Source organism: Gardnerella vaginalis 1500E (assembly GCF_000263595.1).
GTDB classification, from domain to species: domain Bacteria; phylum Actinomycetota; class Actinomycetes; order Actinomycetales; family Bifidobacteriaceae; genus Bifidobacterium; species Bifidobacterium vaginale_E.
Genome location: NZ_ADES01000009.1, coordinates 1 through 26,892, shown reverse-complemented (window position 1 = coordinate 26,892; position 26,892 = coordinate 1). Strand labels below are relative to the sequence as shown.

The 26,892-nt window shown below is 39.9% G+C and carries 21 protein-coding genes; 13 read left to right on the top strand and 8 right to left on the bottom strand.

The features are described 5' to 3' along the window. The first annotated feature begins 174 nt into the window (after positions 1-174). Positions 175-2,361 (top strand): DUF2075 domain-containing protein, encoded by a 2,187-nt coding sequence (locus tag CGSMWGV1500E_RS03390; RefSeq protein WP_004127850.1) that lies wholly within the window; start codon positions 175-177, stop codon positions 2,359-2,361. A gap of 339 nt (positions 2,362-2,700) precedes the next feature. On the opposite strand, the gene CGSMWGV1500E_RS03395 is transcribed toward CGSMWGV1500E_RS03390, so the two are convergent. The 6 genes from CGSMWGV1500E_RS03395 to CGSMWGV1500E_RS03420 form a co-directional block, all read right to left on the bottom strand. Further along, a complete protein-coding gene (locus CGSMWGV1500E_RS03395) occupies positions 2,701-5,340 on the bottom strand; it encodes an ATP-dependent Clp protease ATP-binding subunit (RefSeq protein ID WP_004127848.1) in 2,640 nt (879 codons plus the stop codon). Positions 5,341-5,476: 136 nt separating this feature from the next. Then, on the bottom strand, positions 5,477-6,790 hold the full coding sequence (locus CGSMWGV1500E_RS03400) for a DUF3027 domain-containing protein (protein WP_004127846.1): 1,314 nt from the start codon (positions 6,788-6,790) through the stop codon (positions 5,477-5,479). Positions 6,791-6,807: 17 nt separating this feature from the next. Continuing rightward, positions 6,808-7,197, bottom strand: coding sequence for a cold-shock protein (locus tag CGSMWGV1500E_RS03405; RefSeq protein WP_004127843.1), 390 nt, complete (start codon positions 7,195-7,197; stop codon positions 6,808-6,810). Between the two features lie 128 nt (positions 7,198-7,325). Then, positions 7,326-9,272 carry a sensor histidine kinase gene (locus CGSMWGV1500E_RS03410; protein ID WP_004127840.1) on the bottom strand — a complete coding sequence of 649 codons (1,947 nt, stop codon included), beginning with the start codon at positions 9,270-9,272 and terminating at the stop codon, positions 7,326-7,328. Between the two features lie 14 nt (positions 9,273-9,286). Further along, positions 9,287-10,015: a response regulator transcription factor gene (locus tag CGSMWGV1500E_RS03415; RefSeq protein WP_004127837.1), complete on the bottom strand. Its 729-nt coding sequence runs from the start codon at positions 10,013-10,015 to the stop codon at positions 9,287-9,289. A 75-nt stretch (positions 10,016-10,090) separates the two neighbouring features. Next, a complete protein-coding gene (locus tag CGSMWGV1500E_RS03420; RefSeq protein WP_004127835.1) occupies positions 10,091-10,915 on the bottom strand; it encodes a hypothetical protein in 825 nt (274 codons plus the stop codon). A gap of 127 nt (positions 10,916-11,042) precedes the next feature. On the opposite strand from CGSMWGV1500E_RS03420, the gene CGSMWGV1500E_RS03425 reads away from it, so the two are divergent. Next, positions 11,043-11,336 carry a WXG100 family type VII secretion target gene (locus tag CGSMWGV1500E_RS03425; protein WP_004127832.1) on the top strand — a complete coding sequence of 98 codons (294 nt, stop codon included), beginning with the start codon at positions 11,043-11,045 and terminating at the stop codon, positions 11,334-11,336. Between the two features lie 124 nt (positions 11,337-11,460). Here CGSMWGV1500E_RS03425 and groL read toward each other — a convergent pair whose 3' ends face one another. Further along, entirely contained in the window at positions 11,461-13,086 is a 1,626-nt protein-coding gene (gene groL, locus CGSMWGV1500E_RS03430) for a chaperonin GroEL (protein ID WP_004127829.1), read from the bottom strand. Between the two features lie 247 nt (positions 13,087-13,333). Further along, a complete protein-coding gene (locus tag CGSMWGV1500E_RS03435; protein ID WP_004127823.1) occupies positions 13,334-14,005 on the bottom strand; it encodes a LytR C-terminal domain-containing protein in 672 nt (223 codons plus the stop codon). 129 nt (positions 14,006-14,134) lie between these two features. Here CGSMWGV1500E_RS03435 and CGSMWGV1500E_RS03440 point away from each other — a divergent pair, with 129 nt between their 5' ends. The 11 genes from CGSMWGV1500E_RS03440 (at position 14,135) to CGSMWGV1500E_RS03495 (ending at position 26,749) form a co-directional block, all read left to right on the top strand. Then, positions 14,135-14,851 (top strand): uracil-DNA glycosylase, encoded by a 717-nt coding sequence (locus tag CGSMWGV1500E_RS03440; protein WP_004127821.1) that lies wholly within the window; start codon positions 14,135-14,137, stop codon positions 14,849-14,851. Between the two features lie 90 nt (positions 14,852-14,941). Beyond that, positions 14,942-16,063, top strand: coding sequence for an AAA family ATPase (locus CGSMWGV1500E_RS03445; protein WP_032843467.1), 1,122 nt, complete (start codon positions 14,942-14,944; stop codon positions 16,061-16,063). Further along, complete coding sequence (locus tag CGSMWGV1500E_RS03450; protein ID WP_004127816.1) at positions 16,060-17,004, top strand: DUF58 domain-containing protein; 945 nt, start codon at positions 16,060-16,062, stop codon at positions 17,002-17,004. The genes CGSMWGV1500E_RS03445 and CGSMWGV1500E_RS03450 overlap by 4 nt, the downstream gene beginning before the upstream one ends. Next, entirely contained in the window at positions 17,004-17,534 is a 531-nt protein-coding gene (locus tag CGSMWGV1500E_RS03455) for a hypothetical protein (RefSeq protein WP_004127799.1), read from the top strand. Before CGSMWGV1500E_RS03450 ends, CGSMWGV1500E_RS03455 begins: the two co-directional genes overlap by 1 nt. Further along, on the top strand, positions 17,534-18,667 hold the full coding sequence (locus CGSMWGV1500E_RS03460; RefSeq protein ID WP_004127796.1) for a vWA domain-containing protein: 1,134 nt from the start codon (positions 17,534-17,536) through the stop codon (positions 18,665-18,667). Before CGSMWGV1500E_RS03455 ends, CGSMWGV1500E_RS03460 begins: the two co-directional genes overlap by 1 nt. Then, the gene (locus CGSMWGV1500E_RS03465; protein WP_004127793.1) at positions 18,664-19,818 is read left to right on the top strand and encodes a vWA domain-containing protein; all 1,155 of its coding nucleotides are present in this window, start codon (positions 18,664-18,666) and stop codon (positions 19,816-19,818) included. Before CGSMWGV1500E_RS03460 ends, CGSMWGV1500E_RS03465 begins: the two co-directional genes overlap by 4 nt. After that, complete coding sequence (locus tag CGSMWGV1500E_RS03470) at positions 19,815-20,405, top strand: DUF6466 family protein (protein ID WP_004127791.1); 591 nt, start codon at positions 19,815-19,817, stop codon at positions 20,403-20,405. Before CGSMWGV1500E_RS03465 ends, CGSMWGV1500E_RS03470 begins: the two co-directional genes overlap by 4 nt. A 263-nt stretch (positions 20,406-20,668) precedes the next feature. Continuing rightward, complete coding sequence (locus tag CGSMWGV1500E_RS03480) at positions 20,669-22,321, top strand: Mbeg1-like protein (RefSeq protein WP_004127782.1); 1,653 nt, start codon at positions 20,669-20,671, stop codon at positions 22,319-22,321. Between the two features lie 53 nt (positions 22,322-22,374). Continuing rightward, a complete protein-coding gene (gene purB / locus CGSMWGV1500E_RS03485; RefSeq protein WP_004127780.1) occupies positions 22,375-23,817 on the top strand; it encodes an adenylosuccinate lyase in 1,443 nt (480 codons plus the stop codon). A gap of 16 nt (positions 23,818-23,833) precedes the next feature. Then, positions 23,834-26,269 (top strand): lysylphosphatidylglycerol synthase transmembrane domain-containing protein, encoded by a 2,436-nt coding sequence (locus CGSMWGV1500E_RS03490; protein ID WP_004127777.1) that lies wholly within the window; start codon positions 23,834-23,836, stop codon positions 26,267-26,269. A gap of 198 nt (positions 26,270-26,467) precedes the next feature. Next, positions 26,468-26,749, top strand: a complete 282-nt coding sequence (locus CGSMWGV1500E_RS03495; RefSeq protein ID WP_004127774.1) for an HU family DNA-binding protein — start codon at positions 26,468-26,470, stop codon at positions 26,747-26,749. Positions 26,750-26,892 lie beyond the last annotated feature (143 nt).

Below are 26,892 nucleotides of genomic sequence, written 5' to 3'. Positions count from 1 at the left end.
AAGTGCATCAAAATTGTTGCGTTAACGAAACAGTTTTGATACGTGGATTAAATTTTCATAATTAAAAATTTATAAATTGAATTAAAATATCTAATTCAAAAACATTTGTAAATTCGCCATTGATACTAGTTTTTATTAATAGAATATTTCTTATTAAATAGCTATCATTGAATCATGATGAAAGCTATTGTTCCTCCTAAGTCCATAATTGTTAATTTACCTTATAAAGTCTTCAAAGATAACGAATTGGATCATAGCATTAATGAAAATCTAAAGCATAAAAGAAGTGATCTTGATAACCAAACTATTCAAGTTTTGAAGCATTACTTGCTGAAATTTCCAACTGTTTATATTGTTCATAAAAAAGAATATGAGAGATATACGGTTTATGTTGGTGAAACTAATAATATTGAGGAGAGAACAAAACAACATCTGAATGCTGATACCAAAATCAGAGATGATTGGGAAAAACTATCTAAAGGCGAAGTAAAACAATATATTATTGCTAATGAACATTTTAATAAATCACTTACTTTAGATGTTGAAAACCGCTTCATGCAGTATCTGCTAAGTGTTGATTCAATCAATAAAGTTACTAATCGCAGAACCAATCCTCAGGGTGAATATTATCCAGAAGAAGAATTCGAACGTATCTTTTCTGAAATATGGGTTCAGCTTCATAACATGGATCCAGATTTATTTCCAGAGGAAGAAATTATTCGCGACTCGGCTTTATTCAAAGCGTCACCATTTCATAAATTGACTTCTGAACAGAAGACTATTGAAAGAAAAGTTATAGATATAGTTAATGAAGCTTTAAAATCAAAAAATAAGTGTGACTCTAATTCGTCTACGCTTATTTTATTAGAAGGTGATGCCGGTACTGGGAAAACAGTTTTACTTAGTGATTTATTTTATAAAATTTGTAACAAGCTAAGCAAAATAAAAAATCAATTACGCCAGTACAGTTATGATGGTGTTGAAGAAGAAAACGAAGAAGATTCTGATTATGAATATAAACAATTTTCAACTATTAATAATGGGAAATCTGCTTGCATAATTGTAAATCATAAAGAACAAGTGAATGTATACAATCAAATAGCAACGAAGTTACGTTTGCAAAAAGATAATGATGAACTTGTTATGCTACCTACTCAATTTATTAATCGTTTTAGCGAGCAAACCGAACAAGGTCGCGGCATTATTGATAAACCAAAGCGTTGCTGTGATGTAGCTCTTATTGATGAAGCTCACTTGCTGAATACACAAGCTAATCAGGCTTATTCTGGTTCAAATATGTTGTCTGATATCTTATGTAGATCTCGAGTTGTTATTGCAGCTTTTGATCCTAATCAAATTTTACAAAGTAACCAACGATGGAATTCAGAAGACTTAGAAAAATTATTGGGTGCATATTGCAATAATAAGAAGTCTTTTGGTAATAATGCTAATGATTGCGTAACATTACACTTAAATGATTCAATAAGTGTGAATGTTCATCGTTTTATTCTTGAAAATCAGATGCGTATGAGAGCTAATGAAAATGTTCTCGAATGGATTAAAAATTTTGTATACAATGGTCGCATTGGTACTCTTCCACTATGTAATAGTTATGAAATAAAAAATTCAGATTTGAATAATGAAAATAAACCTTTTGATTTCAAAGTATTTGATTCACCTATTAAACTATTTAAGGCTATTAAATCTAAATCTGAAGAAAAAGCTTCTGGTTGCGATGGGAACGGATTATCACGTATTGTTGCAACATACGATTGGGAGTATAAGAGCAATAAGAATAATCCTACTGCTGTAAATGGTACTTGGAATGTAGATTTGCATTGTGATAGTAATGGACAATGGCATATGGGACTTGGAGAATATTCTGATGCTGGTATTTCCGAGTTAGAAATTTTGGAAATAGAAGGGAAAGTTTTTAGTCATCCATGGAATTATCAATTGTCACCGTTAGATAGCTCGAAGCATTCACGTTCAATAAAGGAAACAAAAAAATCATGGGCAGAACAGCCTCACACCATAAATGAGATTGGATCTACATTTACCGTTCAAGGATTTGATCTAAATTATGCTGGAGTAATAATTGGGCCATCAGTGCAGTATCGTAATGGTAAAGTTGTTTTTTGCCCAGAAAATAGCAGAAACGATAAAGCAACTAATAAAAGGCACACTAAAGATTCATCAACAAAAAAGAAAATTACGTTAGACTATTCAATTGATAATCTTAAAAATGAGCTTAACGTGTTATTAAAACGAGGAGTTAATGGGCTATACATTTTTGCTGTAGATACAGAATTAGAAAAAGCATTATTAGAAGCTCAGCGTAAGCGTAATTCATTAATTTGAGTTACCCGCTTACTAACAGAACTTTCTAACTCCTTTTATCAACAATAGCTTGAAAAATGTTGCTTTTTAAGTGAATAAACTTGATTGCAAGTATGCAAATTTTGGTGTTAATCCTGATTTTGCATAATTTTCAAATCAAATTAAATGTACATGGCTTCTGACGCAGCTTCTAAGTAAAAAAGTTTTATCAGAACGATATAAACAGTATTGGAATAAAATATTGTACTAATCGGAACAATAGTTATTTATAAAATCCATAAACACAAAAATCCCGACTGACTGTAATTGTCGTCGGGATTTTTCATTATTTAGACTTATTTTGTTTCGCTGCCAGTTTTATCAACTTTTTCGTTTTTCAGCTTCGCTTACAGCAGATTCGTTTCCGGTACTGCTTTCAGAGTTGCTATCAGAATCCTCTTCAGAATTATCCTCTGCAGAGTCCGCAGACTTATCCTCAGCGTCATCATTAGAAGACTTGCTAGATTCATCTAACTCAGCAACATCAAACTGCTGGCTCTTAAAAGTAAACTCCCCCAGCAATCCTTCTCCTTCAGCGTCAACCTCAATTCGTTCGCCGTCAGAAATTTCGTTCAGCAAAATCTTCTCGGAAATAATATCCTCAATATCTCGCTGAATTACACGACGCAATGGACGCGCGCCCAGCAAAGGATCGAATCCTTTTTGAGCGAGCAAATTCTTAGCAGCGTCGGTCAATTCCAAAGACATGTGGTGATCAAACAGTCTATTATTGAGCAGCTTTATGTCCATATCAACAATTTGGCGCACTTCAGGCTCCGTAAGCTGACGGAACACAATAGTATCGTCCAAACGATTTAAGAACTCCGGACGGAAATTGCGCTTAAGCTCCGAATTAACCTGATCCTTCATTCGCTGATACGTAGAATCAGAACTATTTCCAAGCGTAAAGCCAGTGTTTGCAGCCTTCGCAATATCGCGCGTACCAAGATTAGTAGTAAGAATAATAATCGTATTCTTAAAGTCTACTTTTCTACCTTGGCCGTCGGTTAAATGACCATCATCCAACACCTGCAAAAGCGTGTTGAAAATATCCGGATGAGCTTTTTCAATCTCGTCAAAAAGAACCACAGAGAATGGCTTTCTGCGAACTTTCTCGGTAAGCTCACCACCCTCTTCGTAACCAACGTATCCAGGAGGAGCTCCGAAAAGCCTAGACGCAGCATACTTTTCAGCAAACTCAGACATATCAACGCGAATCAAAGCATCATCATCGTCAAATAGGAAGTTTGCCAACGCTTTAGCAAGCTCAGTTTTACCAACGCCTGTAGGTCCAGCGAAAATAAACGAACCAGAAGGACGTTTAGGATCTTTCAACCCAACGCGCGCTCGTCGAATAGAGCGTGCCAAAGCGGACACGGCTTCATCTTGGCCAACAATACGCTTATGAAGCTCAGATTCCATTTGAAGAAGCTTCTGAGACTCCGCCTGAGTAAGCTTTACTACAGGAATTCCTGTAGTGCTTGAAACAACGGAAGCGATCATGTCTTCGTCAACAACCATTTTGACGTTAGACTCGCCTTCGCGCCAAGCTTTTTCCTTTTCGGCAGCTTCGTTTTCAAGTTTTTCTTGATCGTCTCGAAGATTAGCAGCCTCTTCGAAATCTTGCTGCTTAATTGCTTCATCTTTCTTTTCAGAAATCTTAGCAATCTTATGGTTAAGTTCTTTAAGCTCAGGTGGCTGAGTTAAGCGCTTAATTCGTAAGCGTGCGCCAGCTTCATCAATAAGATCAATAGCCTTATCTGGAAGGTGACGATCTTGAATATAACGGTCAGAAAGCTCTGCAGAAGACTGTAAAGCTCCGTCCGTAATAGTTACATGATGATGATTTTCGTAGCGCGAACGCAAGCCTTTAAGAATCTCAATCGTTTCAGCAATAGTAGGTTCAGGAACCTGAATTGGCTGGAAACGACGCTCTAAAGCAGCATCTTTCTCAATATACTTACGATACTCATCGGTTGTAGTAGCACCGATTGTCTGTAGTTCGCCGCGAGCAAGCATTGGCTTAAGCATGTCGGAAGCGCCAAGAGCGCCATCGGCAGAGCCAGCACCAACAATAGTGTGAATTTCGTCAATAAAAAGCACAACATCGCCGCGAGTTTTGATTTCTTTAAGAACTTTCTTCAAGCGCTCTTCGAAATCGCCACGGTAGCGAGATCCTGCAATCATTGATCCTAAGTCAAGTGAATAAATCTGCTTGTTTTTCAACGTTTCTGGAACATCGCCTTCAACAATTTTCTGGGCAAGTCCTTCTACAACTGCAGTTTTACCAACGCCAGGATCTCCAATAAGCACAGGATTATTCTTCGTGCGTCGGCTAAGAATAACCATAACTCGTTCGATTTCCTCAGAACGGCCAATTACTGGATCAAGTTTTCCTTCGCGCGCTTCAAGTGTAAGATTTCGACCAAACTGATCCAGAAGTGCAGACCCAGACTTGTTGCTTTTATCTTGCACGCTTCCAGCGTTAGCAAGTTCGCCCTTTTCATCTTCTGAACTTGTAGAGCTGCCTCCGCGAATTAAGTCAACTGTAGTGCTTCTTAAGTCTCCAAGATCGACTTCCATTTTAATAAGCACTTGTGTGCCAATGCCTTCGCCTTCGCGAATAAGTCCTAGCAAAATATGCTCAGTACCAATGTAGCTATGACCAAGTTGCAGAGCTTCTCGTAAGCTAAGCTCCAAAACTTGCTTTGCGTGCGGCGTAAAAGGAATGTGGCCGCTTGGGGCAACAGCACCCTTGCCAATCATTTCTTCCACTTGTTTGCGCGCGCCTTCCAAGTCTACGCCCTTTGAGCTCAACGCTTTTGATGCAATTCCGTCACCTTCGCGAATTAGACCAAGCAAAATATGCTCAGTACCAATGTAATTATGCTGAAGTGAGCGAGCTTCCTCTTGAGCTAGCACAATCACGCGTCGTGCGCGATCAGTGAACCGTTCAAACATAACTGCCTTCCGTTCTTTTCGTTCATTCCATGGTAACTAGTCACCATGACGCGAAGTATTACACAACTTATTAGTATTTATTAGAATCTGTTAAGATTTTAGGATTTTTCTGTATTCATTAAAATTTCTTTAGATTTTACTTATGTTGTCTGCGTGATTTCCTTTTGTACAATCGCATTGCTGTAGTACCTGTGTTTTTATTAGGTTCTTCGCTTTTAGCAGATTCTTCAGTAACTTCTATTTTCTTAATTTCTTCGGTTTTTGCTTCATCCTCATAGTTAGATTCAACATCATTAGATTCAACATCGTTAGTTTCTGAAGTCAAATCTGCTGTCTTAGAATCAGCTGTATCTGTACTAGGGGTATCAGTGATATCAGTATCAGCTATACCAGCCGTATCAGCTGTATCAGCGGTATTAGCATCATTAGCAGCATCTTTATTTAATTTGCGACGCTTGCGGCGATGCGTTTTGCTATCTTCAATTGCTTCCTCAATAAGCTCAACATCTGCACGCTCTTCTCGAGGAGCTTGCTGCAAAATATCAATATGATAATCGTCGTAGGCTGGAGCTGATTGAATCCACAGCTGTGATGGCTCAGGTGGCTCAATTTCGGAATGCTCTCCGCAAGCGTGATCAAGAGATACAACTCGACCATCGTCTGGACTCCACATGTTCGCGCAAACGCCAAACATTGAACCCAAGCTTCCAGCTAGTGGAATCATAAAGCCGCATGAAGAGCAAACGTTACCGTCAGCTATTTTTGTTGACAGTGACTTTGGGCCGTGCTGCCCTGCATACCAGCGTTTTGCTGTTTGCGAAAGAGCTTCTGCAGTCATCACGCGTCTGCGAGATAAACGTAAAGTCGAAACTGCCTCTTCAAGATCTTCGTTAGAATCATTATTTTCGGATGACTCATTGCCTTGCGAATCGCAAGAGCCATTTTCATTCTCAACAATTTCTGTGGCGTCTGCACTTTCAGCAGTTTCGCCATCTTGCTTAAGCGTATTTTCTTCGGAATTTTCTTTTTCTTCTTTAGATTCTTCCTCAGATTTTTCGCTTAATTCATCTTCAGACTGATGATTTACTGGACGGAATCCATCTTCAAGACGAGAATCGTCTTCCTCTGTTCCAATAGAATCCATTACAGAAAGATCACTTGGCTTCAATCGATCTTTCCACGGAATCCAAGGTGGTGGCAGCAGTGAGTCATCAGTAGGAATAAGCGTAGATTCGTTTACAGTCCAACGCTCAGTTTCCAAATCGTGATACAACGTTACTGACCACTGCCAGCCCTCGTAACCAACAAGCTTACTTTCAAAGCGAAAATCGGTAACACCGTCACCAATATCCGTGGAAGACACAAAATCTCCCACGGCATCGGAACGCTCTGAAGTTTCCACAGCAATGCTACGAGCAATATCTTGTGGATTCATCACTTCATCAGTCATAAATAATATTCCCGAAACTATTCTTGAACGTCGAAATTGTCGGCTACTGCGCGCAAAAGCGTAGCAAGCTTCTTGCTTTCAGCAGTAGATGGATAATGACGACGGCGCAAACCATTACCTGCAGAATCAAGCAGCTTAATAAGATCTTCAACAATTGCTGCCATATCTTCTGCCTTTGGACGAGTTGCTTTAACTAGCGATGGCGCTGTTGCAATAAGATTAAGTCCCATCGCTTGAGGACCTTTACGACCCTCAATTACAGAAAACTCAACCTTCGCACCCTTATGCAAATTTTTTACAGTTGCAGGCAAAGCTGCAGCTGGTAAGAAAACATCCTTACCATCGTCGCCGGCAATAAAACCGTACCCCTTCTGCGCATCGTACCAACGCACACGCCCATTGGGCATAACACACCTCACTCAATAATCACTCATTGTCGCATATCAATATGCATTAAACACACAAGTGCATCGTTTATATGCGAAAACATCCGTATATAGTTTACCAGATATTAATGTTAATTGTTTCGCTTTTTCTATTGTAGCGCATAAGGTTCAATTTCTCTTACAGGAAGTACAACAGTAAGAGTCAATCCATGAGGATTAATATCCAGAGGCTCAGAACCATCCATTGTGTCGTCAACATTATTATCTGAAACAGTAAGGTCTCTCGAAATAGTTGACGGGTCAGATATTGTTGCGCAGATAAAACCATGATGAGCTTTTACAACAGACTGTGCAATAGCCATTCCTAATCCAGTTCCGCCTTTTTCGCGTGCTCTTGAAGGATCTGCAATATAGAAACGTTCAAAAATGCGGGAAAGAGACTCTTCTGGAACTCCAGGACCATGGTCAACAACACGAATTACTGCGTAAGTATTGCCAGAATCAGTAGATTGGCTTTTTTCTGCAGCTATCAAAAACTCTTTTAACGAGTCACTAACTGAAGGAAGCTTGGAAAGCTGGTCTGGATCAATTGAAGCCTTCATTACGCCAATAGCAATTTCTACTGGAGAATCAGCCGGAGTGTATCGGTGAATATTTCCAACAATATTCGTCATGACTTGACGTAAGCGCGCTCCATCACCAAGGAGAGATACGCTAGGAAGACTTCCACTATTGAACACAAACTTGCGTTCAAAATTGCAGTCAGTGCAATCTTGCAAAGAGAAGTCTTCAGAAAGCGTAAGTGAACCCTGCTGAACAGCTCTAGCGGGATCTAAAGCATGCAAATCGTTAGCAGCATCCGAAAGAATTGGAGACAAGCTAACTTCCTGAGAAATATTAATTCCTCTACCCTCGTCAAATCGAGCCAAAGAAAGCAAATCTTCCACTAACTCGGTCATGCGCTCACTAGAAGCCTTAATGTGAGCAATAGAGTCATCTGCTCTCTCCTGCTCTCCCGTCATATTGCGCCACATTGTATAAAGCTCAGCATAACCGTGAATAGCTGCTAAAGGAGTTCGCAATTCGTGACTTGCGTCAGAAACAAATCTCTTCATTTTTTCAGTCATTGCTTCTTGCTCATTAAAGCCACGTTCAATACGCGCAAGCATTGAGTTCAAAGAAGCAGCTAAAGAACCAACTTCTGTGTTTTCTGGTGCGCTCGGAACTCGTCTGCTTAAATCTCCAGAAGCAATTTTTGAAGCTGTTTTTTCTATACGCTTTAACGGCCTTAAAGTGGACTGAATAATCAGCGCCGCAAATACCGCTCCAAGAAGAATAACTGCAATACTTACCATAATGCAGTATCTAGTAAGAGTATTTACAGTATCGCGCTGGTCGCTTAAAGATAAAGCAATATACACGTATCCGCGTAAACGTACGTCTGAAGTGTAGCTGCTTCGATGCTCCCATTCAAGCACCAAAACTCTCCAAGGAGCTTTTGCGGATTTTAAAGTAATCTCGTCAACACTACTAGGATTACCCTTAACTTTAGCTGGAGCAGTGTAAGGCCTATTTGTAACAACTCCCTTAATGGGTTTTCCGTTTGCAGGAAGCTTTGGAATAGAAACAAAATCTCCCTTTAATTTTGGAACTAAAGGAGTAGATATGATTTTGTTATTAATATCGCGAATCTGCATAAAGTAGTCGTTTGGACCTGCTGTAGATTGGCTTGAATCTTTTGAACGAAGCAAATCTATATTGTCGTAAATAAGTCTTGCCTGATCTGTTAACTGTGCGTCAGTTTTTTCAAGCAGATAATTTCCTACCAATTGACGAATTGATAATGAAATACAAAATGCTGCAACAGTAAGCACCGCAAGAGTGCAAGCCACAAGACGCGTACTTAAAGGAATAGAATTTGCTTTGGTTTTAAGCCAGCAAATTCTGTTTTGTTTTGGCTTTTTTCCTGACGCAGTATTTTGTATAACAGCAACGCTTTTTCCAACAGGCTGTCGCGCTGAGTCTTTGTTAGATTGCGCAGTTCCAGCATTATTTGACTGCTTTTTATCGTCACTACTACGATTATTGTTTTCCATAATCAGGCTTGACCTTACTTTGGTTCGCGAATCATGTATCCAATTCCGCGTTTTGTTTCAATAAGAGGAACTACCTTTTGCAGCTTGCCATTTTCGTCCGTAATCTCAATTCCGTCAATTTTCTTTCGAAGATACGAAATATAGGATTCAACGATTGCAGCATCTCCGCCCCAATCGTACTGCCATACATGATTCAAAATCTGGCTTTTTGATAACACTCGGCCTTCATTATCCATCAAGTAATGTAAAAGCTTGTATTCGGTTGGACTAAGCTCAATCGGTATGCCGCTTCGAGTCACATCGTGCGAGTCTTCGTTAATCTCAAGATCTGCTACACGAATAACAGGAGTTATTTCATCCTGCTCTTGAGTACGGCGAAGAATTGCGCGGATTCTTGCAACAACTTCTTCCAAACTAAATGGCTTAGTTACGTAGTCGTCGCCACCAACTGTTAAGCCCATAATCTTGTCTTGAGTATCATCTCTTGCTGTAAGGAAAAGAACAGGTACTTTAATACCATTTTGGCGAATTCGTCTCGTTACGGTGAAGCCGTCAATATCTGGCAGCATAACGTCCATAACAATAAGATCAGGCTTCACTCTTTCAATAACATCAACAGCTTGAGAACCTGATGCTGCAGTTTCAACTTCAAAACCTGCAAAGTGCAAAGATGCTACTAAAAGCTCACGAATTGATGGTTCGTCGTCTACGACAACAATAGATGCTTCAACATTCTTACTCATACTGATTAGCATCACTTATAAAGCTGAATGTTTCCTGAATAAATGCTGAAAATCAACAAGTTGTAGTTGATTTTATTAGCGGCGACGAGCATGACGCCTACGCGCTTTTCTAACGCCTGCTTTTATCTGCTTTTGAATACGGCTTCGGTGAACCAAAATAAGTGTCACTATTGCCACTAAGCAAAGAATAATAATCAACATAATAAGTGTTGACATAAGGCTTGCAGAAGAAGTTGTAGCGGTTCGTTTAGAGCGAGAAATTTGTTTCATCATCATAATTGCAGACTGACCCCAATGAGTGCCAGTTGTTGTTACTAAAGGCTTATACGCTGCATCAGATAATGCGTCAACAGTATTTCTGCTTTTTAACCATTCGTCGGAATTAGGCGATACTGCAACTACTAGACGGCCGTCGCGAGTTGCAACAGCAAGCAATACAGTATTTTTTGCAGGAAGAGTGCTTATTAATAAATCACTTGCCCATTTTGATGGATCTTTAGTATCTCCAAAAGTAGACAAATAAAGTAGTCTTACCGTTACTCCAGTTCGCTTTTTAGTTGCGGCAATTTCGTCAGAAACCTTATTAACAGAGTCACCAAGAAGATTTTCAGTATCCGTAATTGAATCAGTCGCAACAATTCCTGAATTTAAAGCTTGTTCTTCCGCATAAGCTTTATTAATTTTTATAAAATCAGACGAAAGTAAAGAAAAAGTTGGAAATACTGGAAGTATCTGAAAAATAAGAAAAATACTAACTAAACATGCCACAACTGCACGTAATACTTGCTTTAAGCGTGCGAAATTTAAGTTTGTAAGCTTATAGTCATTTAAAATGTGGATAACCCCTGACCTTTTAACCACATTCTCTTCTAAAACTTTTGCATAATTTTTCGATGGCATATATTCATAATAGCGTGACATCACACAAGTAAGTAAGACACGTTTATGTAAGAAGGTTACTAAATGAGTGTGATGTTGCGCTAATTAGTACTAAATGCTTTTAAAGCAGATACAAATAGGGGGAAATATGGCACAATTTCGAGTTGATTCAGAACAAATTCAGCAGGCGGCTGCAGCAGTTGGAACCTCGGTTAATTCAATTAGAGAAGCAGTCAACGGCATGTATGCCAATCTGCAGCAGTTGCAAAGCGTATGGACGGGTTCCGCTGCTACAAAGTTTGCGTCGACCGCAGGTCAGTGGCGTGCAGCACAGCAGCAGATGGAACAATCATTAGAAGCAATTCAGCAAGCTATGCAACATGCTTCGGGAGTGTATCTTGATGCGGAAACTCAAGCTACTTCCCTATTTGGAATGGGCTGAATAGTCTGGTGAATAGTCTAATGAAAAATGGCGGTATACTTCATTTCTGAGCATACCGCCATTTACTATGAGCTATTCAGTCTATGAGCTATTAAGCTATAAAAATTTTCTCAACTTTTTATATTTAGTAACCCATATCAGCGCCAGCTTGTGGTGCTGCAGCTGGCTTTTCTGGCTTGTTAGCAACCACAGCTTCAGTGGTTAAGAACAAACCTGCAATAGAAGCAGCGTTCTGTAGAGCAGAACGAGTTACCTTAACTGGGTCAGTAACACCAGCAGCCATTAAATCTTCGTAAGCATTGGTTGCAGCGTTGAAGCCTTGGCCTTCTGGAAGTTCGCGCACCTTGTTGAGCACAACATCTCCAGAAACGCCGGAGTTTTGTGCAATCTGCTTGATTGGAGCTTCTACAGCGCGGAACACGATTGCAGCGCCCGTTGCTTCTTCACCCTTAAGCTCGGTGATTGCTTGAGACTTTTCAATCTTTGCAGCAGCCTGAACCAAAGCTACGCCACCGCCTGGAAGCAAACCTTCCTCAATAGCAGCCTTAGCGTTACGAACTGCATCTTCAATACGATGCTTACGCTCCTTAGCTTCAACTTCAGTAGCAGCGCCAACCTTAATAACAGCAACGCCGCCAGCGAGCTTGGCAAGACGCTCCTGAAGCTTTTCGCGATCGTAATCGGAATCAGTGTTTTCGATTTCTGCGCGAATCTGAGCCACGCGAGCGTCAACATCTTCCTTAGATCCAGCACCAGAAACGATAGTTGTTTCATCCTTAGAAACAATAACCTTAGCTGCGTGACCAAACACAGAAGCGTCGATAGAATCAAGCTTCAAGCCGAGGTCATCGGAAACAACCTGTGCACCAGTCAAAATAGCCATATCCTGGAGCATAGCCTTACGGCGATCGCCAAAGCCTGGAGCCTTTACAGCAACAGTATTGAAAGTGCCACGAATCTTGTTCAAAACAAGAGTTGGCAATGCTTCACCATCAACATCTTCAGCAATAATAAGCAATGGCTTGCCGGACTTCATAACGAGTTCAGCAATGTGAACAATGTCCTGCTGGCTGGAAACCTTGCCAGAAGTGAGCAAAATGTATGGATCTTCAAGAACAGCAGTCTGGTCTTCTGCGTTAGTGACGAAGTAAGGGGAAATATAGCCCTTATCAAAACGCATACCTTCAGTGAAGTCCAAATCAAGGCCAAACTTGTTGTTATCTTCAACTGTAACAACGCCGTCCTGACCGACCTTATCCAAAGCTTCAGCAATCTTTTCGCCAACTTCAGGATCTGCTGCAGAAATAGTAGCAGTAGCAGCAATCTGATCCTTAGTTTCAACATCCTTAGCAGAAGCAAGAAGTTCTTTAACAATTGCTTCAGAAGCCTTCTCAATACCACGGCGAAGAGCAATTGGGTTGCTTCCTGCAACAACGTTCTTCAAACCTTCGTGTACCAAGGACTGAGCAAGCACTGTTGCGGTTGTTGTACCATCGCCTGCAACGTCATCAGTCTTCTTAGCAACTTCTTTAACAAGCTCGGCGCCAATACGCTCATATGGATCTTCAAGATCGATTTCCTTAGCGATGGAAACACCATCGTTAGTAATGGTTGGAGCTCCATAAGTCTTATCAAGCACTACGTTGCGACCCTTAGGTCCAAGCGTAACCTTTACAGTGTTAGCAAGCTTGTCAAGACCTGCGAGCATACCCTGACGGGCGTCCTCTTCATAGGCAATAATCTTTGCCATGTTTCCTCCACATATCGTAACTATGGAACACTCACTCGTAGGTGAATAAGATTTGATTAGCCGTCAGCTGCTAATTATCACTCTCAACCTTCGAGTGCTAATTAGCAGATTAGCACTCTATGTGCCCGAGTGCCAACTTTGGCGTTTATAATTATGTATTTTCAATAAAATTTTACAAATAAAGCCGGTTAGAATTTAATCCAACCGGCTTCTATATTTTTCTTTTATTACTTCTGTGCGTAGAAAACTACTTGCAAAGAACTACTACAATCTGCGAAACAATCTCTTTTTCGTTTTCTACAGCAGTAATGCCCAAAGTTTTTGCAATATCTTGCGCCGCAGCCTTCTGAGAATCATCCTTGTACCATACAACAGATTCAGACGGAACTTTGCCGCTTGGATTACCAGCAGTAACATTTGCATAACCAGATTGCTTCAGCTTGTCTGCATTCTTAGCAGCATACCCAGCAATATTGGTTGCATTAATAACTTTTACAGTAACAGACTTATCTACTGAAGTCGTAGAATCAGATTTATTATCAGCATCCTTAGTATCGTCCGCTGATTTATCTTTGTTGGACTTTTGCTTTGCTGAAGCATCTTCATCTTCATCCGCATCTGCATCATCAGATTTATCTTCATCTTTTCCATCTGACTTATCAGTATGCGACTTCTTAATTATTGTTGTAGACTTCGAGCTTTGATGCGAATTATTCCAAGGTAATGGAAGATGCGAAATCTCTCCAGAGCCGATTGCCCAAACAAGCAAACCAGCCAGTAATGCAATAATTATTGCAACAAAATAAGGAAGAATTACAGCGTACCAAGCGGGATTGCCGCGATGCACACCAACTGGCCCCTCTGGTGGTTCATCAAAAACATCGGGCGTATACGACACGTTGTGATTATTTCGCGCCATAATTGCATTCCTCCAAGTGTTTACTTAAAACAATATGCATCCATAGTAGCGAATGCTGGTCACAAAGCACAAATCAGAATTTTCAAGAAATTTTTCCTATTATGTTATGCCTTGTCATACAGTAGCCATATGAGTCCTTACAAAATTAAACCTTTAGAAGAATTAATGGATCCAGATTGGGCTAAAGCTTTAGCTCCAGTTGAGCCGCAAATACGAGCAATGGGAGTGTTTTTGCGAGAGCAAATCGAAAGTGGACACCATATTCTTCCCGCAAGTCACAACATTTTGCGCGCGTTTAGCATTCCGCTAAAAAGCATAAAGGTTTTAATTGTTGGCCAAGACCCTTACCCTACTCCAGGCCATCCTGTGGGATTAAGTTTTTGCACTTCACCAAAAGTGCGTCCGTTACCTAAAAGCCTTATTAATATTTACAAGGAATTAGTGAACGACTTAGGTGTTTCTACTCCTCAAAGTGGAGATTTAACGCCGTGGACTAAGCAGGGTGTAATGCTTCTTAACCGCTGCTTAACTGTTGAAGCTGGTAAAGCAAATAGTCATCAAGGAAAAGGCTGGGAAACTGTAACAGACGCTGCAATAAATGCGTTAAATTCTCGAAAAGACGAAAACGGAAACCCAATGCCTCTTGTAGCTATTTTATGGGGAAGAAACGCTCAAAGCTTAGCTCCATTGTTAACAAACGCAACACTTATTACTTCTTCTCACCCAAGCCCTCTTTCTGCCTCGCGTGGTTTCTTTGGATCAAAACCGTTTTCAAGAGCGAATAGCGCACTAATCAAAATGGGTGCTTCGCCAATTGACTGGTCGCTAAATTCTCAAGAAATATAGCTTTAAAAATGCGCGTATTAATTAAATAATCCCTAGCAATATGCCAGTTTTTACCAATTTCAGTACCGTATATCGGCTAATATAGAGCCTATGGCATTATTTCCACCACAACCACGTAAGCAACAATTAAATAATAATTCCAATATGATTCCTAATGCGAATATAGCTTCTGCAGTAGGTAAATCTACAGTTGGATTATCAAATACTCAAGATTCGGCTACTATTTCAGCAGACGATATTCGTCGCTGCCAGCAGATTGCAAACATTTTGCGCTCGCGCTTTGCACAAACGCTAGTCGGTCAGGAAGCATTGCGAGAATCTCTTATTTTAACGCTTATTGCTGGCGGACATATTCTTATTGAATCTGTGCCAGGTCTTGCAAAAACCACTGCTGCACAAACTCTTGCAACTGCCATGTCTGGTAGTTTCCGACGCGTGCAGTGCACTCCTGATTTAATGCCAGCTGATTTAGTTGGTACGCAAGTTTTTGATTTTGCATCCCAACGTTTTACTACTCAGATTGGTCCTATTCACGCAAATATTATTTTGCTAGATGAAATCAACCGATCTAATGCAAAAACTCAATCAGCAATGCTTGAAGCTATGGCAGAAGGTGCAACAACAATCGGCGGGGAGCGTATTGCACTACCTCAGCCTTTTATGGTTATTGCAACTCAGAATCCTATTGAAGAAGAAGGCACTTTTAATCTTCCTGAAGCTCAAATGGATCGTTTTATGGTTAAGGCAATTATGACTTACCCGAATCCTGACGAAGAAGTTAAAATGCTTCAGTTGCTTACACAAAGAGGATCAGATGTTGTTGATCCTGCAACTTTAAGCACACAGCGCATTAGCTTGCAAGATGTTGTGTTTATGCGTGCTGCAGCACGACATATTCATGTTTCTGAAGCAGTTATGAAGTATGCTGTTGACATTGTTGCAACTTCTCGAGGCGAAGGCTCTCACCCTCTTGCAACCATTAATACTCTTGTTCGCATGGGTGCAAGCCCTCGTGCTTCTATTGCGCTTATTCGCATTGCTCAGGCTCATGCTTTGCTTTCTGGTAGAGACTATGTAATTCCAGAAGATGTTAAATTATTCGCGCACGAAGTATTAAGACACCGTATTCTGTTGACTTTTGAAGCTTTGGCAGACTCTATTACTACGGATCAAGTTATTGACGCATTGGTAAAGACTGTTCCTGTGCCATGATACCTATGAAACGTTTAGCGTTGTCTGAGCCAGCAAAAGCCGTTCGCCGAAAAATTGAGCTGCTCGACCAACGCATAGATTTGCCTATTGCTCGTAAAGCATTGGGATTACTAGAAGGTGAGCATCCTTCGCATCGTCGTTTTGGAACCGGGGATGTTATTGATGTTCACGCTTGGCAACCTGGTGACGAAGCTCGAATGATGAACTGGTCTGCTAGTGCTAGAACAGGTCAGCCTATGGTTTCTTCGCGAGAACGTACTTCGTCATCTCATACTTGGATTGTATGTGACGCAAGTATTAATATGAACGGCGCTTGCAAATCTTTTGAAACGTTGTATGAGATTGCTGCAAATGCTGCATGCTTTTTTGCAGCTTTAAGTTTAAGACGTCACGATTCTGTTTCGTTACTTTGCGTTGATGGTAGCAACATAGTTAAAGTTCCTCAAGCTCGCAATCTTTCTGATTTTGAAAGAAATCTTGACAGTGCTTTGCTTAATACTCGAAGTCACATTCGAAATACTGAGTATTTGATTAAATCAATGCAAAAGTTTGTTGATTCAAATGGTCTTGTTGTTCTTATTACAGACGAGTATGCGTTGCAAGCTCACGATGCGGATAGTTTACGAAAAATTACTCAAAATCATAATCTCGTTGTTGTAACTATTTGCCCAGTTAATTCTTTTGATAAAACAATTAACATGCGTATAAGCGATGGAATTACTTTGCGAAAAATTCCAGCATTTTTGCAAAACGATAACGTTAAGCAAGAGGTTGAAAATCGCAGAAGCGTAAAAAGTAGTGCCTTGCGTGACATGCTTGTTGGTGTTAAAGCGTCATTAATATGTGGATCATCTAGTGAGGAAATTTTCCGCGTGTCTGCTAAATCTGTAAGCCGTACGAATTATCTTACTGAATCATTACTCAAGGAGGATGTGCAGTAATGAGTATGCAAGATATTCACCCACAGATTCACAACGACATTCTTTTTGCAAGCATACTTGGCGTTGCTTTTGTTGTTATTGTTGTTGCTGCAATTATTTTGTATTTTTCTTTCAAAAAGCCGAAAGTTTTGTTATCTTCTGACGAAATTGCAGATAATGCTGTACACGTTCATCGCGAAAACAAACAAGCTTGGCGAAATGAAATTGACGAAATTGTAAAACAATATCACAGCAATGAGCTTACTTCTGATCAGGCTTGTGCAAAGCTAGCTTCAGTTGCTAGAACTTACGTTTCTCGAATGAGTGGTGAAGATATTAAAACGCATACTTTAGGTGAAATTAGTTCTTTGCGCCTAAAGTGGCGCAATAAAAAGGGTGCAGATATGTTGCGCCAAACAATCGCAGCTTTGTATCCGCCCGAATTTGCTAATTATAAAGAGAATAAACAGGCACAAAATACCACTGTTGATCAAGCAGCAGAGTGGGTTCTTGTTTTGCTCGAAGGCTGGCAAACGAAGGGGCAACGCTAATGAGTAAGATATTTGAGACTTTGTGGCCTTGGCGTTTTAAGTGGCCTTTAATTTTTGCTGCAGGAATACTAGTTTGCTTAGTTATTTTTGCTGTTTTGATTATTGGTGACGTTATTCGCCAGCATATTCTTAAAAAGCAGTATCAAAAGCATCACCACAATCTGAATCAAAAATTCTACACTTTTACTTTTGATGAAGATTTGCAAGGACCTTTAGCAAGTCACTCATGGTATATGTGGAGAAGACTTAAAAGATGCGCAACAGCAATGTTGGTTTTGTCTTTATTAGGATCGCTTGCAACTGCCTCTAGGCCTTCTCGAGTGTTTAATGCGGATGAACAAATAAGTTCTAGAGATATTGTTTTGTGTCTGGATGTTTCCGGCTCTGCATTGCCGTACGATCGCGAAGTTATTCTTGCTTATCTTAATTTTATTGAGCATTTCCAAGGAGAACGAATAGGTTTAAGTATTTTTAATTCCACTTCTAGAACAGTTTTTCCTTTAACGGATGATTATCGTCTAGCTAAGAAGCAGCTGCAGTATGCTGCTAATTTGCTTGGAGGGGTTCAGTCTCAAAATAAGATTGACAATTTGCAGCAGCGCCAATATCAGGAAATTTCTGATTGGCTTGAAGGCACACAAAATAGAAAAAATGCAACTTCTCTTATTGGAGATGGCTTAGTTAGTTGCGCTGCAATGCTTCCTGGTTTTATTTATGGCAATGCGCATAATTCTAGTAAATCTCAAAGTCGTTTTAACAGAAGTGCATCAATTGTTCTTGCAACAGATAATGTTGTTTCCGGAAATCCAACTTACTCGTTAAAGCAAGCTTTAGATTTGACTAAGCAAGCAAATATAACTGTTGACGGCTTATATTCAGGCGCTAAACAGAATGAGAATGAAGATACAACTGTAGACATGAAGAATCTCATTGAATCTCATGGCGGAATATTCTTAACTCAACGAAATACTGATTCTGTTCTTAATCTTGTAAGAGAAATTGAAAAACGTCACTCAGTTATTCCTCAAGGCACAACGCAATCAGCGTTTAGCGACGATCCTGGAATATGGGTGCTTATTAGCGTTGTAAGCGTTGTTGTGTGGTTGGCTATTGCAAAGAGGATTAAGCGATGATATCAACACTATTTTCAGCCGCGGCTCTCAATTTCTCATATGGCAAAATCGTGGCAGATGACACTGCTAAAGCAGGTCAACTGGTTCTCGCTCCATCCTATGGTTGGATTGTTGCGATTATAGCCGTACTTATTGTTCTTGTTGCAATGTTTTTTGAAATCGTGCCTTTAAGAAGAAAATTGGCACTAACAAACGAAACTTTAGCAATGAGATTGCGAAGAATAGCTATTTGCGCAATGCTCGTAATCTGCATACTATCCCCTAGTATTATGCGCGCAACTATGCAACGTGCTGTAAATGCAACTAACGTAATTATTGCAGTTGATATTACAGGATCAATGCGAGCCAAAGATGCAAATTACGATAATAAGGCCAATATTGAGCGCATTGATGCAGCTCGCGCTATTGTTAAGCAAATAACTAAGTCTTATGCAAATGCGAGTTTTGCAGCTATTTCTTTTGGAGCATCCACGTCTGTTGATGTGCCTTTAACTCCTGATGCAAAAGCGGTTGATAATTGGATAACCACCTTACTTACAGAGCCTACAAGTATTGCTACAGGAACAAGCCTGGACGCTCCAATAGATCAGACTTTGCTCACCGCAAAAGCTATTCATGACGCTCATCCAGATGACACAACAGTGCTGTATGTTCTTAGTGATGGCGAAGAAACAACTCAACGAAAGCGTAGAACATTCTCATCTTTACGAGCTTATATTACTCACGCTTTTGTTATTGGCATAGGCTCGTCTAAAGGTGCAAAAATACCGCTTAAAAGTACGAAATTAAGTATTGACGATTACGCTTCTGAGCAAGATGCGCAAGGAAAATCAGAAGGAGATTCCAATTTAAGTTCTTCAATACAATGGGTTAAAGATCCATCTACTGGAAAACCTGGCATTTCAAAGCTTGATGAGAAAAACTTGCGAAATATTGCGGATGAGCTTAGCGGAAAGTATATTCATTCTTCTTTAAATCACTCTTTAGGAAGTGAAGCAAAACCAATACTTTCTCATCAGTGGCGTATGAATGAAACAGCGAAACCGCGCTTGCGCCCAGAACCAATTATTTGGCCATTTGCCGCAATTGCTACTGTTTTGCTTATATGGGAATTAGTTGTTTGGTTTATTACATCAAGGAAATTAGTATGATGCGCATATCTAAACGAAATATTATTCGCGTTATTTCTATTATATTTCTTATTATTGCGTTATTCGCAGCATACTATGTGATTACTAATTGGCGTGCGCAATATGCGTATAATGCTGCAACAAACAGTCTTATTGCAAATATGAAATCTGCTAAAAATATTTACAGTGACAAAGATATATTGGTTACACAACAGCAGCAGACTGACGCACAATTTAGTGACGCTAAATCTCAGCAAATACTTTTATTACCAAAACTTAGCGAAAATATTGAGCACAATTCTGAAATTTCACGAAAGTTTACTGAGAGCCTTAAGCAAAAGAACGGTAAAAATAATACTAAATCTCATACGTCTAAAAGTAATCAACTAAAAAACTCTAGTAAGAGCGAAGAAAATAAGAATCAGACTGAATCAAGCAAGCCTAAACTTAATAATACGCAAAAGAATAAAGTGGAAGACTTGCTTAAGCAGAATAATAAAGTAAATCCTAAAGATCAACAAGATCAAGAAGATCAGGATAATCAAAACGGAAAAGAAAAAACAACTAAGCGCACAACGAGTTCAGACGGTGCAAATAAGCCTTGGTAATTGCTTATAGCTTTTATCCACAATGCCTACTTTTTGGTGACTTTAATTTAGCAAGTGTGTTTAATACTTAACTATGCACACATATTACGAATGGAAATGGCTTATTCAGCGCACCGAACAGTGCGCAAGAAACATTCTTGCTGCAGCCTCAGCGAGCGAATTAAACGAATGGCAAGGTATTGCTGCCCAGTATTTTCGCCATAGCATGAGCAATATTGCTACCCAAGCATATTCACTCTACGAAATTAGAGGAGGAATGTAATATGCCTTGGAAAGTTCAATCTTCTGTTTCGGGCGGAATATCTCTTACAGCTGCGCAAAGCGAAGCATACTGCAGTGTATCTAGAAAACTAAGCAATCTTGCGCATGAAATGTCAATGTTAAGTGCTTCTTGGCAGCATGCTGCAATGGTTATTTCTAATCAAACTTCAGCTTTTAATAATTTATCAGCTTCTTACAATCCTTCCTCGCCTTTTGCTATGAACGCTTCTCAAAGTTTTCTAACTCCCAGTATGTGCAATGCTTACGCGTCTAAATGTCAAAATATGTCTCAAAATTTAGAGCAATTGGCAGCTCTTATTGTTAGAGCAAGCGGAATTTACGAGGATGCTGAGCAGAAAACAAAAGAGCAATTTGATAATGGCATTGCGCTTCTTACAACAATTTTTCCTATAACATCCTTGCCATTTTTTATTTCAGCACTCTCTTCAGCTTCTAACGATGCTAATAACCACACAGGTCTTAAAAATGTTGGAAAATGGGCTCACAAAACTCGAAAAATTCAGCAAGGAACTATTCGAGGACTTTCTCAAAATCTACTAATGAACCCAATTACAGGAATACCACTGTTTATTTTAGGAGCAGCGCAAAGTAAAAGAAATAATCGAATGACAAAAACGTATCGAAATAAGTCGTTTAATTTCTTAAAGTACGCAAATAAGCATATTGATAATTCAAGCAAAACAGTTTCTTCAGTTCCGTTTGTTTCTGGAGCGCTAAGCCTTTTTACAGCACAGTTAAATAACAAAAAGCAAGGTAATAATCTAACTGTTACTAAAATTAACGAACCATGGAGAAAACCAGCTTTTGTTCTTCCTAAACCTGGAAGAAATTTGAGCGAAACTCTCGATAATTTAGCTGAGCTTGGCAGCGGAAATTTGGGAGTTCGCCCTCCACTTGTTAATCCAGATGCCGCAACTATTGCTATTTCACGCTTCAAAAAAGCCGACGGAAAAACATCATGGCTAGTTGTAATACCTGGAACAGACGGTAAGGCTCATTCACCGTTTGGATGGGAGCAGAATGCTGAGGTAATGAGTCATACTCCTTTAGCTAGAAAGCAAGCAGATAGTACAAGAATGGTTGTTGAAGCAATGAAAAAATCTGGGATTAAGCCTAAAGATCCTGTTGTGTTAGTTGGTCATTCGCAAGGCGGTATTGTTGCTGCAAGTATTGCAAGCGATTATTCAAAACAGTACAACATACAGCATGTAGTAACCGCGGGCTCTCCTATTGCAAATCATCCTATTGCAAAACGCACTTGGGTTACGAGTATTGAAATGGAAGATGAGCTTGTTCCATCTCTCGACGGTAAGGAAAATCCTCGCCGCAGTAATTGGATTACCATTCATGGCAAAGCAACACATGTTAAAGAAACGCAAAAGCCTTTGCCTCCTGGAGTAACGCGTTTTTCTGGAAGGAAATATTCTAATCAAGAATTTAGTAAAGACGGAATATTTGTAAACGATGTACCTGAAGAAGGAACTTTAACTCATGACACGCATTATCATAAAGCTGCCTACGATGATGCTCTGCAATTAGGCTCTAAAAATGTGATTATGCATAATCAGCATTTTAACAGTATTATCAACGGAAAGTTAGAAAGCACTACCCTATGGCAAGGCATAATGCATTAGTTAAGATAATTTATCTAACTGCCTAATTCACAGCATGATGTAACCTTGCAAGTATGAAGCTTACTGATATTTCTCCTGCAATAGCTCTAACTCCTTTAGACGGTCGTTACCATAATCAAACTTCAGCACTTGTTGAATACTTGAGTGAACCTGCATTAAACCGCGAGCGCATGCGTGTTGAAGTTGAGTGGATGATTCTTCTTGCAAACGGATATGAGGGGAATAATTGGCAGCCTATTGTCAATGGTGTAAATCCTTTAACGGATGAAGAATGTGAGTATTTGCGCAGTATTCCTGAAGATTTCGACGCCGCAGGAATTGCGCGTCATGCTGCTCATGAGGCTGTTACGCATCACGATGTTAAAGCTGTTGAATACTACATTGATGACGCTTTAGATGAGGCTGAAAAGAAGTTAGGTCACGAAACTCAGCTGTCTAATCTTAAAACTTTGGTTCATTTTTCTTGCACAAGTGAAGATATTAACAATCTTTCTATTGCTCGTTGCGTAAAAAATGCGGTTTTGAATGTTTACAGGCCGAATTTGGAAGCAATTGTTGAATATTTAGTGAGCAATGCTCAAAAGTATCGCAACTTGCCAATGCTTTCTTTGACGCATGGTCAGCCTGCTACTCCAACAACTTTGGGTAAAGAATTGGCTGTTTTTGCATACCGTTTGAAGCGTCAGATTAAACATCTCGACAATCAGGAATATTTGGGCAAGATCAATGGTGCTACTGGTACTTTTGGTGCTCATTTAGCAGCATTCCCTAACGTTGATTGGATTGGCGTTTCTAAAGAGTTTGTTGAAAATCGCATGTCTCTTCAATGGAATCCATTAACAACACAAATTGAAAGTCACGACTGGCAGGCTGAACTTTATAGCACAGTAAGCCACACTAACCATATTTTGCACAATCTTGCTGTTGATGTTTGGATGTATATTTCTCGAGGCATTTTTGTTCAAGTTCCTGTAAAAGGTGCTACTGGATCTTCTACTATGCCTCATAAGGTGAATCCTATTCGCTTTGAGAACGCTGAAGCTAATCTTGAGATTTCTTGCTCTCTGTTTGATACTCTTTGCGCAACTCTTACAGAAAGCCGTTGGCAGAGAGATCTTACAGATTCTACAACTCAGAGAAATATCGGTTCTGCTTTTGGCTACGCTCTTTTAGCTCTTAACAATCTTTTGGGCGGACTTAATTCTATTCACCCTAATTCTGATTTTATTCTTAAAGAATTGGATGCTAATTGGGAAGTTCTTGGCGAGCCAATTCAAACCGCTATGCGTGCTGAAGAAATTGCGGGAGTTCCTGGAATGGAACGTCCTTATGAGCAAGTTAAAGAGCTTATGCGAGGACATCATATTTCTCAAAAGGATGTTGAAGATTTTATTTCTTCTCGCGAGTTTGACGAGGATACAGCTTGCAGATTAAAGTCCTTAACTCCAGATTCTTACACTGGTTTTGCTTCACGATTGGTGGATTTTATTCAATAAGTAGACGGTAAGAACAATGCAATCTCGCATAAATCCAAATCTTGTTATTGAAGACACTCAGCCAAGTTTAGTAAGAAATTGGGCTGATTTGCTGTACGCACTTTCAGCTATTGCTGTTGCCGTGCTTACAGTTTTGTCAACAATGTGGCTTTCTGCAACAACAGTCGGCGTGGAAATTGATGCCCGTAGCGCTAGTAAAATTATTGGTCTTACTGTTACTGGAATTCCATGCGCTTTAATACAGCAAGGTTTAACGCTTATTGTTGTTGCAGAAGTAATTGCTTTTATGGCTGCACAAAAGCGTTGGATTGATACTGCTATTTCTGTTATTACGCTGTTTGTAAGCTACGGCTCAATATGGCTGCTCTCTGACGCTATTGCTTCTACACACAATTTGCCCCTGCTTTCTGCATTGCATTCTCAACCCACAAATTCAGTAACAGAATTATTGCCAGACATGTACGCTGTTCTGGTTGCGTTTCTTACAGTAAGTGGCCCGCGTAAAGAATATAAGCATGTAATGTGGGGCTGGAATGCTCTGTTTATTGTTTCTGCAATACTGCTATTTTCTTCATGGGACTCCTACCCTGCAGCACTTATTTCTTGCTGCGTAGGAAGAGCTATTGGAACATTAATAAGATTTGCTAAAGGCACAAGCAGTAAAGGCGCTTGGGGCGATGACATCGTTATTGCGCTTAAAAATATTGGCATAGATAATCTCACTCAGCTTACTCGCAGAACTCAGCAGGCCGACCATACTGGAGTTTTACGCTCAAGCTTGGATGACGATTTAATCGAAAATTCAAGACTTTATGACGCAACTGACATTCACGGAATGCACTATGTTATTTCAGTTTTAGACAATCAAGTGCATTTACCTGGATATTTGAATCAGCTGTGGCAGTGGGTGCGTTTAATTGATATTCCAACTCGACGCGACCGTTCAGCAAGACATTCCGTTCACCATCATCTTTCAATGCTTCTTGTATTGAGAAATCTTCATTTGCCAACTGCTAATGTTTACGGAGTATCTGACAGCGATAAATCATCAATCATGGTTTTTCACGCAGCAAATACTTTACTTCCTTGTAATTTGAACACTCTAACTGTTGAAGATGCGGCAAAACTTATGCGATACGTTGACGCTGCAAATATGCGAGGAATTACGCATAGAAGAATTACTCCAGAAACTATTGCACGTTTAGAGGATGGAACTCCTGTTATTGCAGGATGGCAAAACGGTGATGTTGCCAGCGATTCAACAAATATTGCTTTAGATAAAGTTCAATTATTAACTCTTATTGCTGCATGCACAGATATTGAAACTTCAATCAAAGCCGCTCTTAACGCTTGGGGTGCAGACAAGCTTGCAGAAATACTTCCGTTTATGCAAAAAGCTGCTATTCCTGCTTCTACACGTTCTCTTCCTTCTTGGAATAAGAAAGTTTTTGAACATCTTTGCAATAAGCTAAGCCAAACAGTCGCACTGCATACTGATGAGGAAGACTACGATACAGTGCGATTAGCACGTTTTAATATTCGATTCTTTGTGAGCCTTGTTCTAGCAATTATTGCTATTGCTGTTATTGCAACACAATGGCATCCTCAAGAAGTGTTTGCAGCGTTGAAGCATGCTAATAATCTAATGGTTTTGCTTTGCTTTATTTTCAGTATGCTTGCCTGGGTTGGCTCTGCAATTACTTTAGGATCGTTTATGGATGATCAAAAACCGTCTTCTACGGTTTTGTTTGCTTCTCAAGCAGCATCAGGTTTTACAGCAGTTTCTATGCCTGCAGGCGTTGGCCCTGCTTTTGTCAATATGCAATTATTGAAAAAGAATGGCTACAATTCAACTCAAGCTACTGCTATAACTAGCGCAGTATGGCTTATTCAAGCTTTAATAACAACTATTGTTCTTCTTGTTATTGGTATTTTTACTGGAAAGAATGTGCTTTCTGGAATGATTCCAACACACATGCTTATTACAGTTATTGGCATAATAACCTTGTTAATATGCACTTTAATGGCCATTCCTAAGGCTCGTAAAATTATTCGCAAGCATTATCTTCCAATACTGTCTGATTATGGCAGACAGGTTAAAGAGCTTGTTTCACACCCTCTTCAGCTTATTGGAGGATCTTTTGGAGCGATTGTATTGGTTGCTTGCATTGGATTGGGATATTGGGTTGCTTTACTTGCGTTTGGCTACTATGCGAACCCTTGGGAAACAATACTTTTGTTCATTCTTGCAAATACTGCAGGATCTGCAATACCAACTCCTGGCGGCTTAGGCGCGGTTGAGGCTTCTCTTACTTTTGCGTTTACGTCTGTTGGAGTTCCACCTACTATTGCATTATCTGCAACCTTGCTTTATAGGCTTATGTTCTACTGGCTAAGAATTCCTATTGGCGCTTTTGCTATGAATTGGCTTAGCAGTCGTGAACTAGTATAAATGGCTTAATTGCTCAACTTTTGTGTATTTTTCTATCAAAAAATCGCAATAAGACTATTCAGAATGAGTTTTTTATAAAAAAATACATAAAATTATTGAAAAAAATGCTAAAAAAGGCCACATTTGTAGGGAAAATGTATTAGTATCGAGAATGAACGTGGCCTTTGCAAAGAAGGCCCCTGACCCAAAGGATGCTGCATGGCATACAACAAGTCTGATCTCGTTTCTAAGATCGCACAGAAGTCCAACCTGACCAAGGCACAGGCCGAGGCCGCCGTCAACGCATTCCAGGATGTGTTCGTTGAGGCTTTGCAGTCTGGTGAAGGTTTGAAGCTCACTGGTCTGTTCTCCGCAGAGCGCGTAAAGCGCGCTGAGCGCACTGGCCGCAACCCTCGTACCGGCGAAACCATCAAGATTCCAGCTTCTTATGGTGTACGTATCTCCGCTGGTTCCTTGTTGAAGAAGGCTGTTGCCGCCTGAAATTAGACGGATGCACATTCAAAATGTGCGATTAATAAAGAAGGACGTTCCAAAGCTGGACGTCCTTCTTATTTTTATCTTATTTTATTTTTTATTTATAAGTCTCCGCGCTCCATTTTACGCAAACGAGGCTCAGCGCTATC

Excerpts from the sequence above, each read along its gene's own strand:
- CGSMWGV1500E_RS03445 (WP_032843467.1), top strand. The coding sequence starts at position 14,942 with ATGGCATTATTTCCACCACAACCACGTAAGCAACAATTAAATAATAAT.
- CGSMWGV1500E_RS03420 (WP_004127835.1), bottom strand. The coding sequence starts at position 10,915 with ATGCCATCGAAAAATTATGCAAAAGTTTTAGAAGAGAATGTGGTTAAA.
- CGSMWGV1500E_RS03425 (WP_004127832.1), top strand. The coding sequence starts at position 11,043 with ATGGCACAATTTCGAGTTGATTCAGAACAAATTCAGCAGGCGGCTGCA.
- CGSMWGV1500E_RS03395 (WP_004127848.1), bottom strand. The coding sequence starts at position 5,340 with ATGTTTGAACGGTTCACTGATCGCGCACGACGCGTGATTGTGCTAGCT.
- groL (WP_004127829.1), bottom strand. The coding sequence starts at position 13,086 with ATGGCAAAGATTATTGCCTATGAAGAGGACGCCCGTCAGGGTATGCTC.
- CGSMWGV1500E_RS03460 (WP_004127796.1), top strand. The coding sequence starts at position 17,534 with ATGAGTAAGATATTTGAGACTTTGTGGCCTTGGCGTTTTAAGTGGCCT.
- CGSMWGV1500E_RS03465 (WP_004127793.1), top strand. The coding sequence starts at position 18,664 with ATGATATCAACACTATTTTCAGCCGCGGCTCTCAATTTCTCATATGGC.
- CGSMWGV1500E_RS03490 (WP_004127777.1), top strand. The coding sequence starts at position 23,834 with ATGCAATCTCGCATAAATCCAAATCTTGTTATTGAAGACACTCAGCCA.
- CGSMWGV1500E_RS03400 (WP_004127846.1), bottom strand. The coding sequence starts at position 6,790 with ATGACTGATGAAGTGATGAATCCACAAGATATTGCTCGTAGCATTGCT.
- CGSMWGV1500E_RS03480 (WP_004127782.1), top strand. The coding sequence starts at position 20,669 with ATGCCTTGGAAAGTTCAATCTTCTGTTTCGGGCGGAATATCTCTTACA.
- CGSMWGV1500E_RS03390 (WP_004127850.1), top strand. The coding sequence starts at position 175 with ATGATGAAAGCTATTGTTCCTCCTAAGTCCATAATTGTTAATTTACCT.
- CGSMWGV1500E_RS03435 (WP_004127823.1), bottom strand. The coding sequence starts at position 14,005 with ATGGCGCGAAATAATCACAACGTGTCGTATACGCCCGATGTTTTTGAT.
- CGSMWGV1500E_RS03405 (WP_004127843.1), bottom strand. The coding sequence starts at position 7,197 with ATGCCCAATGGGCGTGTGCGTTGGTACGATGCGCAGAAGGGGTACGGT.
- CGSMWGV1500E_RS03415 (WP_004127837.1), bottom strand. The coding sequence starts at position 10,015 with ATGAGTAAGAATGTTGAAGCATCTATTGTTGTCGTAGACGACGAACCA.
- CGSMWGV1500E_RS03450 (WP_004127816.1), top strand. The coding sequence starts at position 16,060 with ATGATACCTATGAAACGTTTAGCGTTGTCTGAGCCAGCAAAAGCCGTT.
- CGSMWGV1500E_RS03410 (WP_004127840.1), bottom strand. The coding sequence starts at position 9,272 with ATGGAAAACAATAATCGTAGTAGTGACGATAAAAAGCAGTCAAATAAT.
- CGSMWGV1500E_RS03470 (WP_004127791.1), top strand. The coding sequence starts at position 19,815 with ATGATGCGCATATCTAAACGAAATATTATTCGCGTTATTTCTATTATA.
- CGSMWGV1500E_RS03440 (WP_004127821.1), top strand. The coding sequence starts at position 14,135 with ATGAGTCCTTACAAAATTAAACCTTTAGAAGAATTAATGGATCCAGAT.
- CGSMWGV1500E_RS03495 (WP_004127774.1), top strand. The coding sequence starts at position 26,468 with ATGGCATACAACAAGTCTGATCTCGTTTCTAAGATCGCACAGAAGTCC.
- purB (WP_004127780.1), top strand. The coding sequence starts at position 22,375 with ATGAAGCTTACTGATATTTCTCCTGCAATAGCTCTAACTCCTTTAGAC.
- CGSMWGV1500E_RS03455 (WP_004127799.1), top strand. The coding sequence starts at position 17,004 with ATGAGTATGCAAGATATTCACCCACAGATTCACAACGACATTCTTTTT.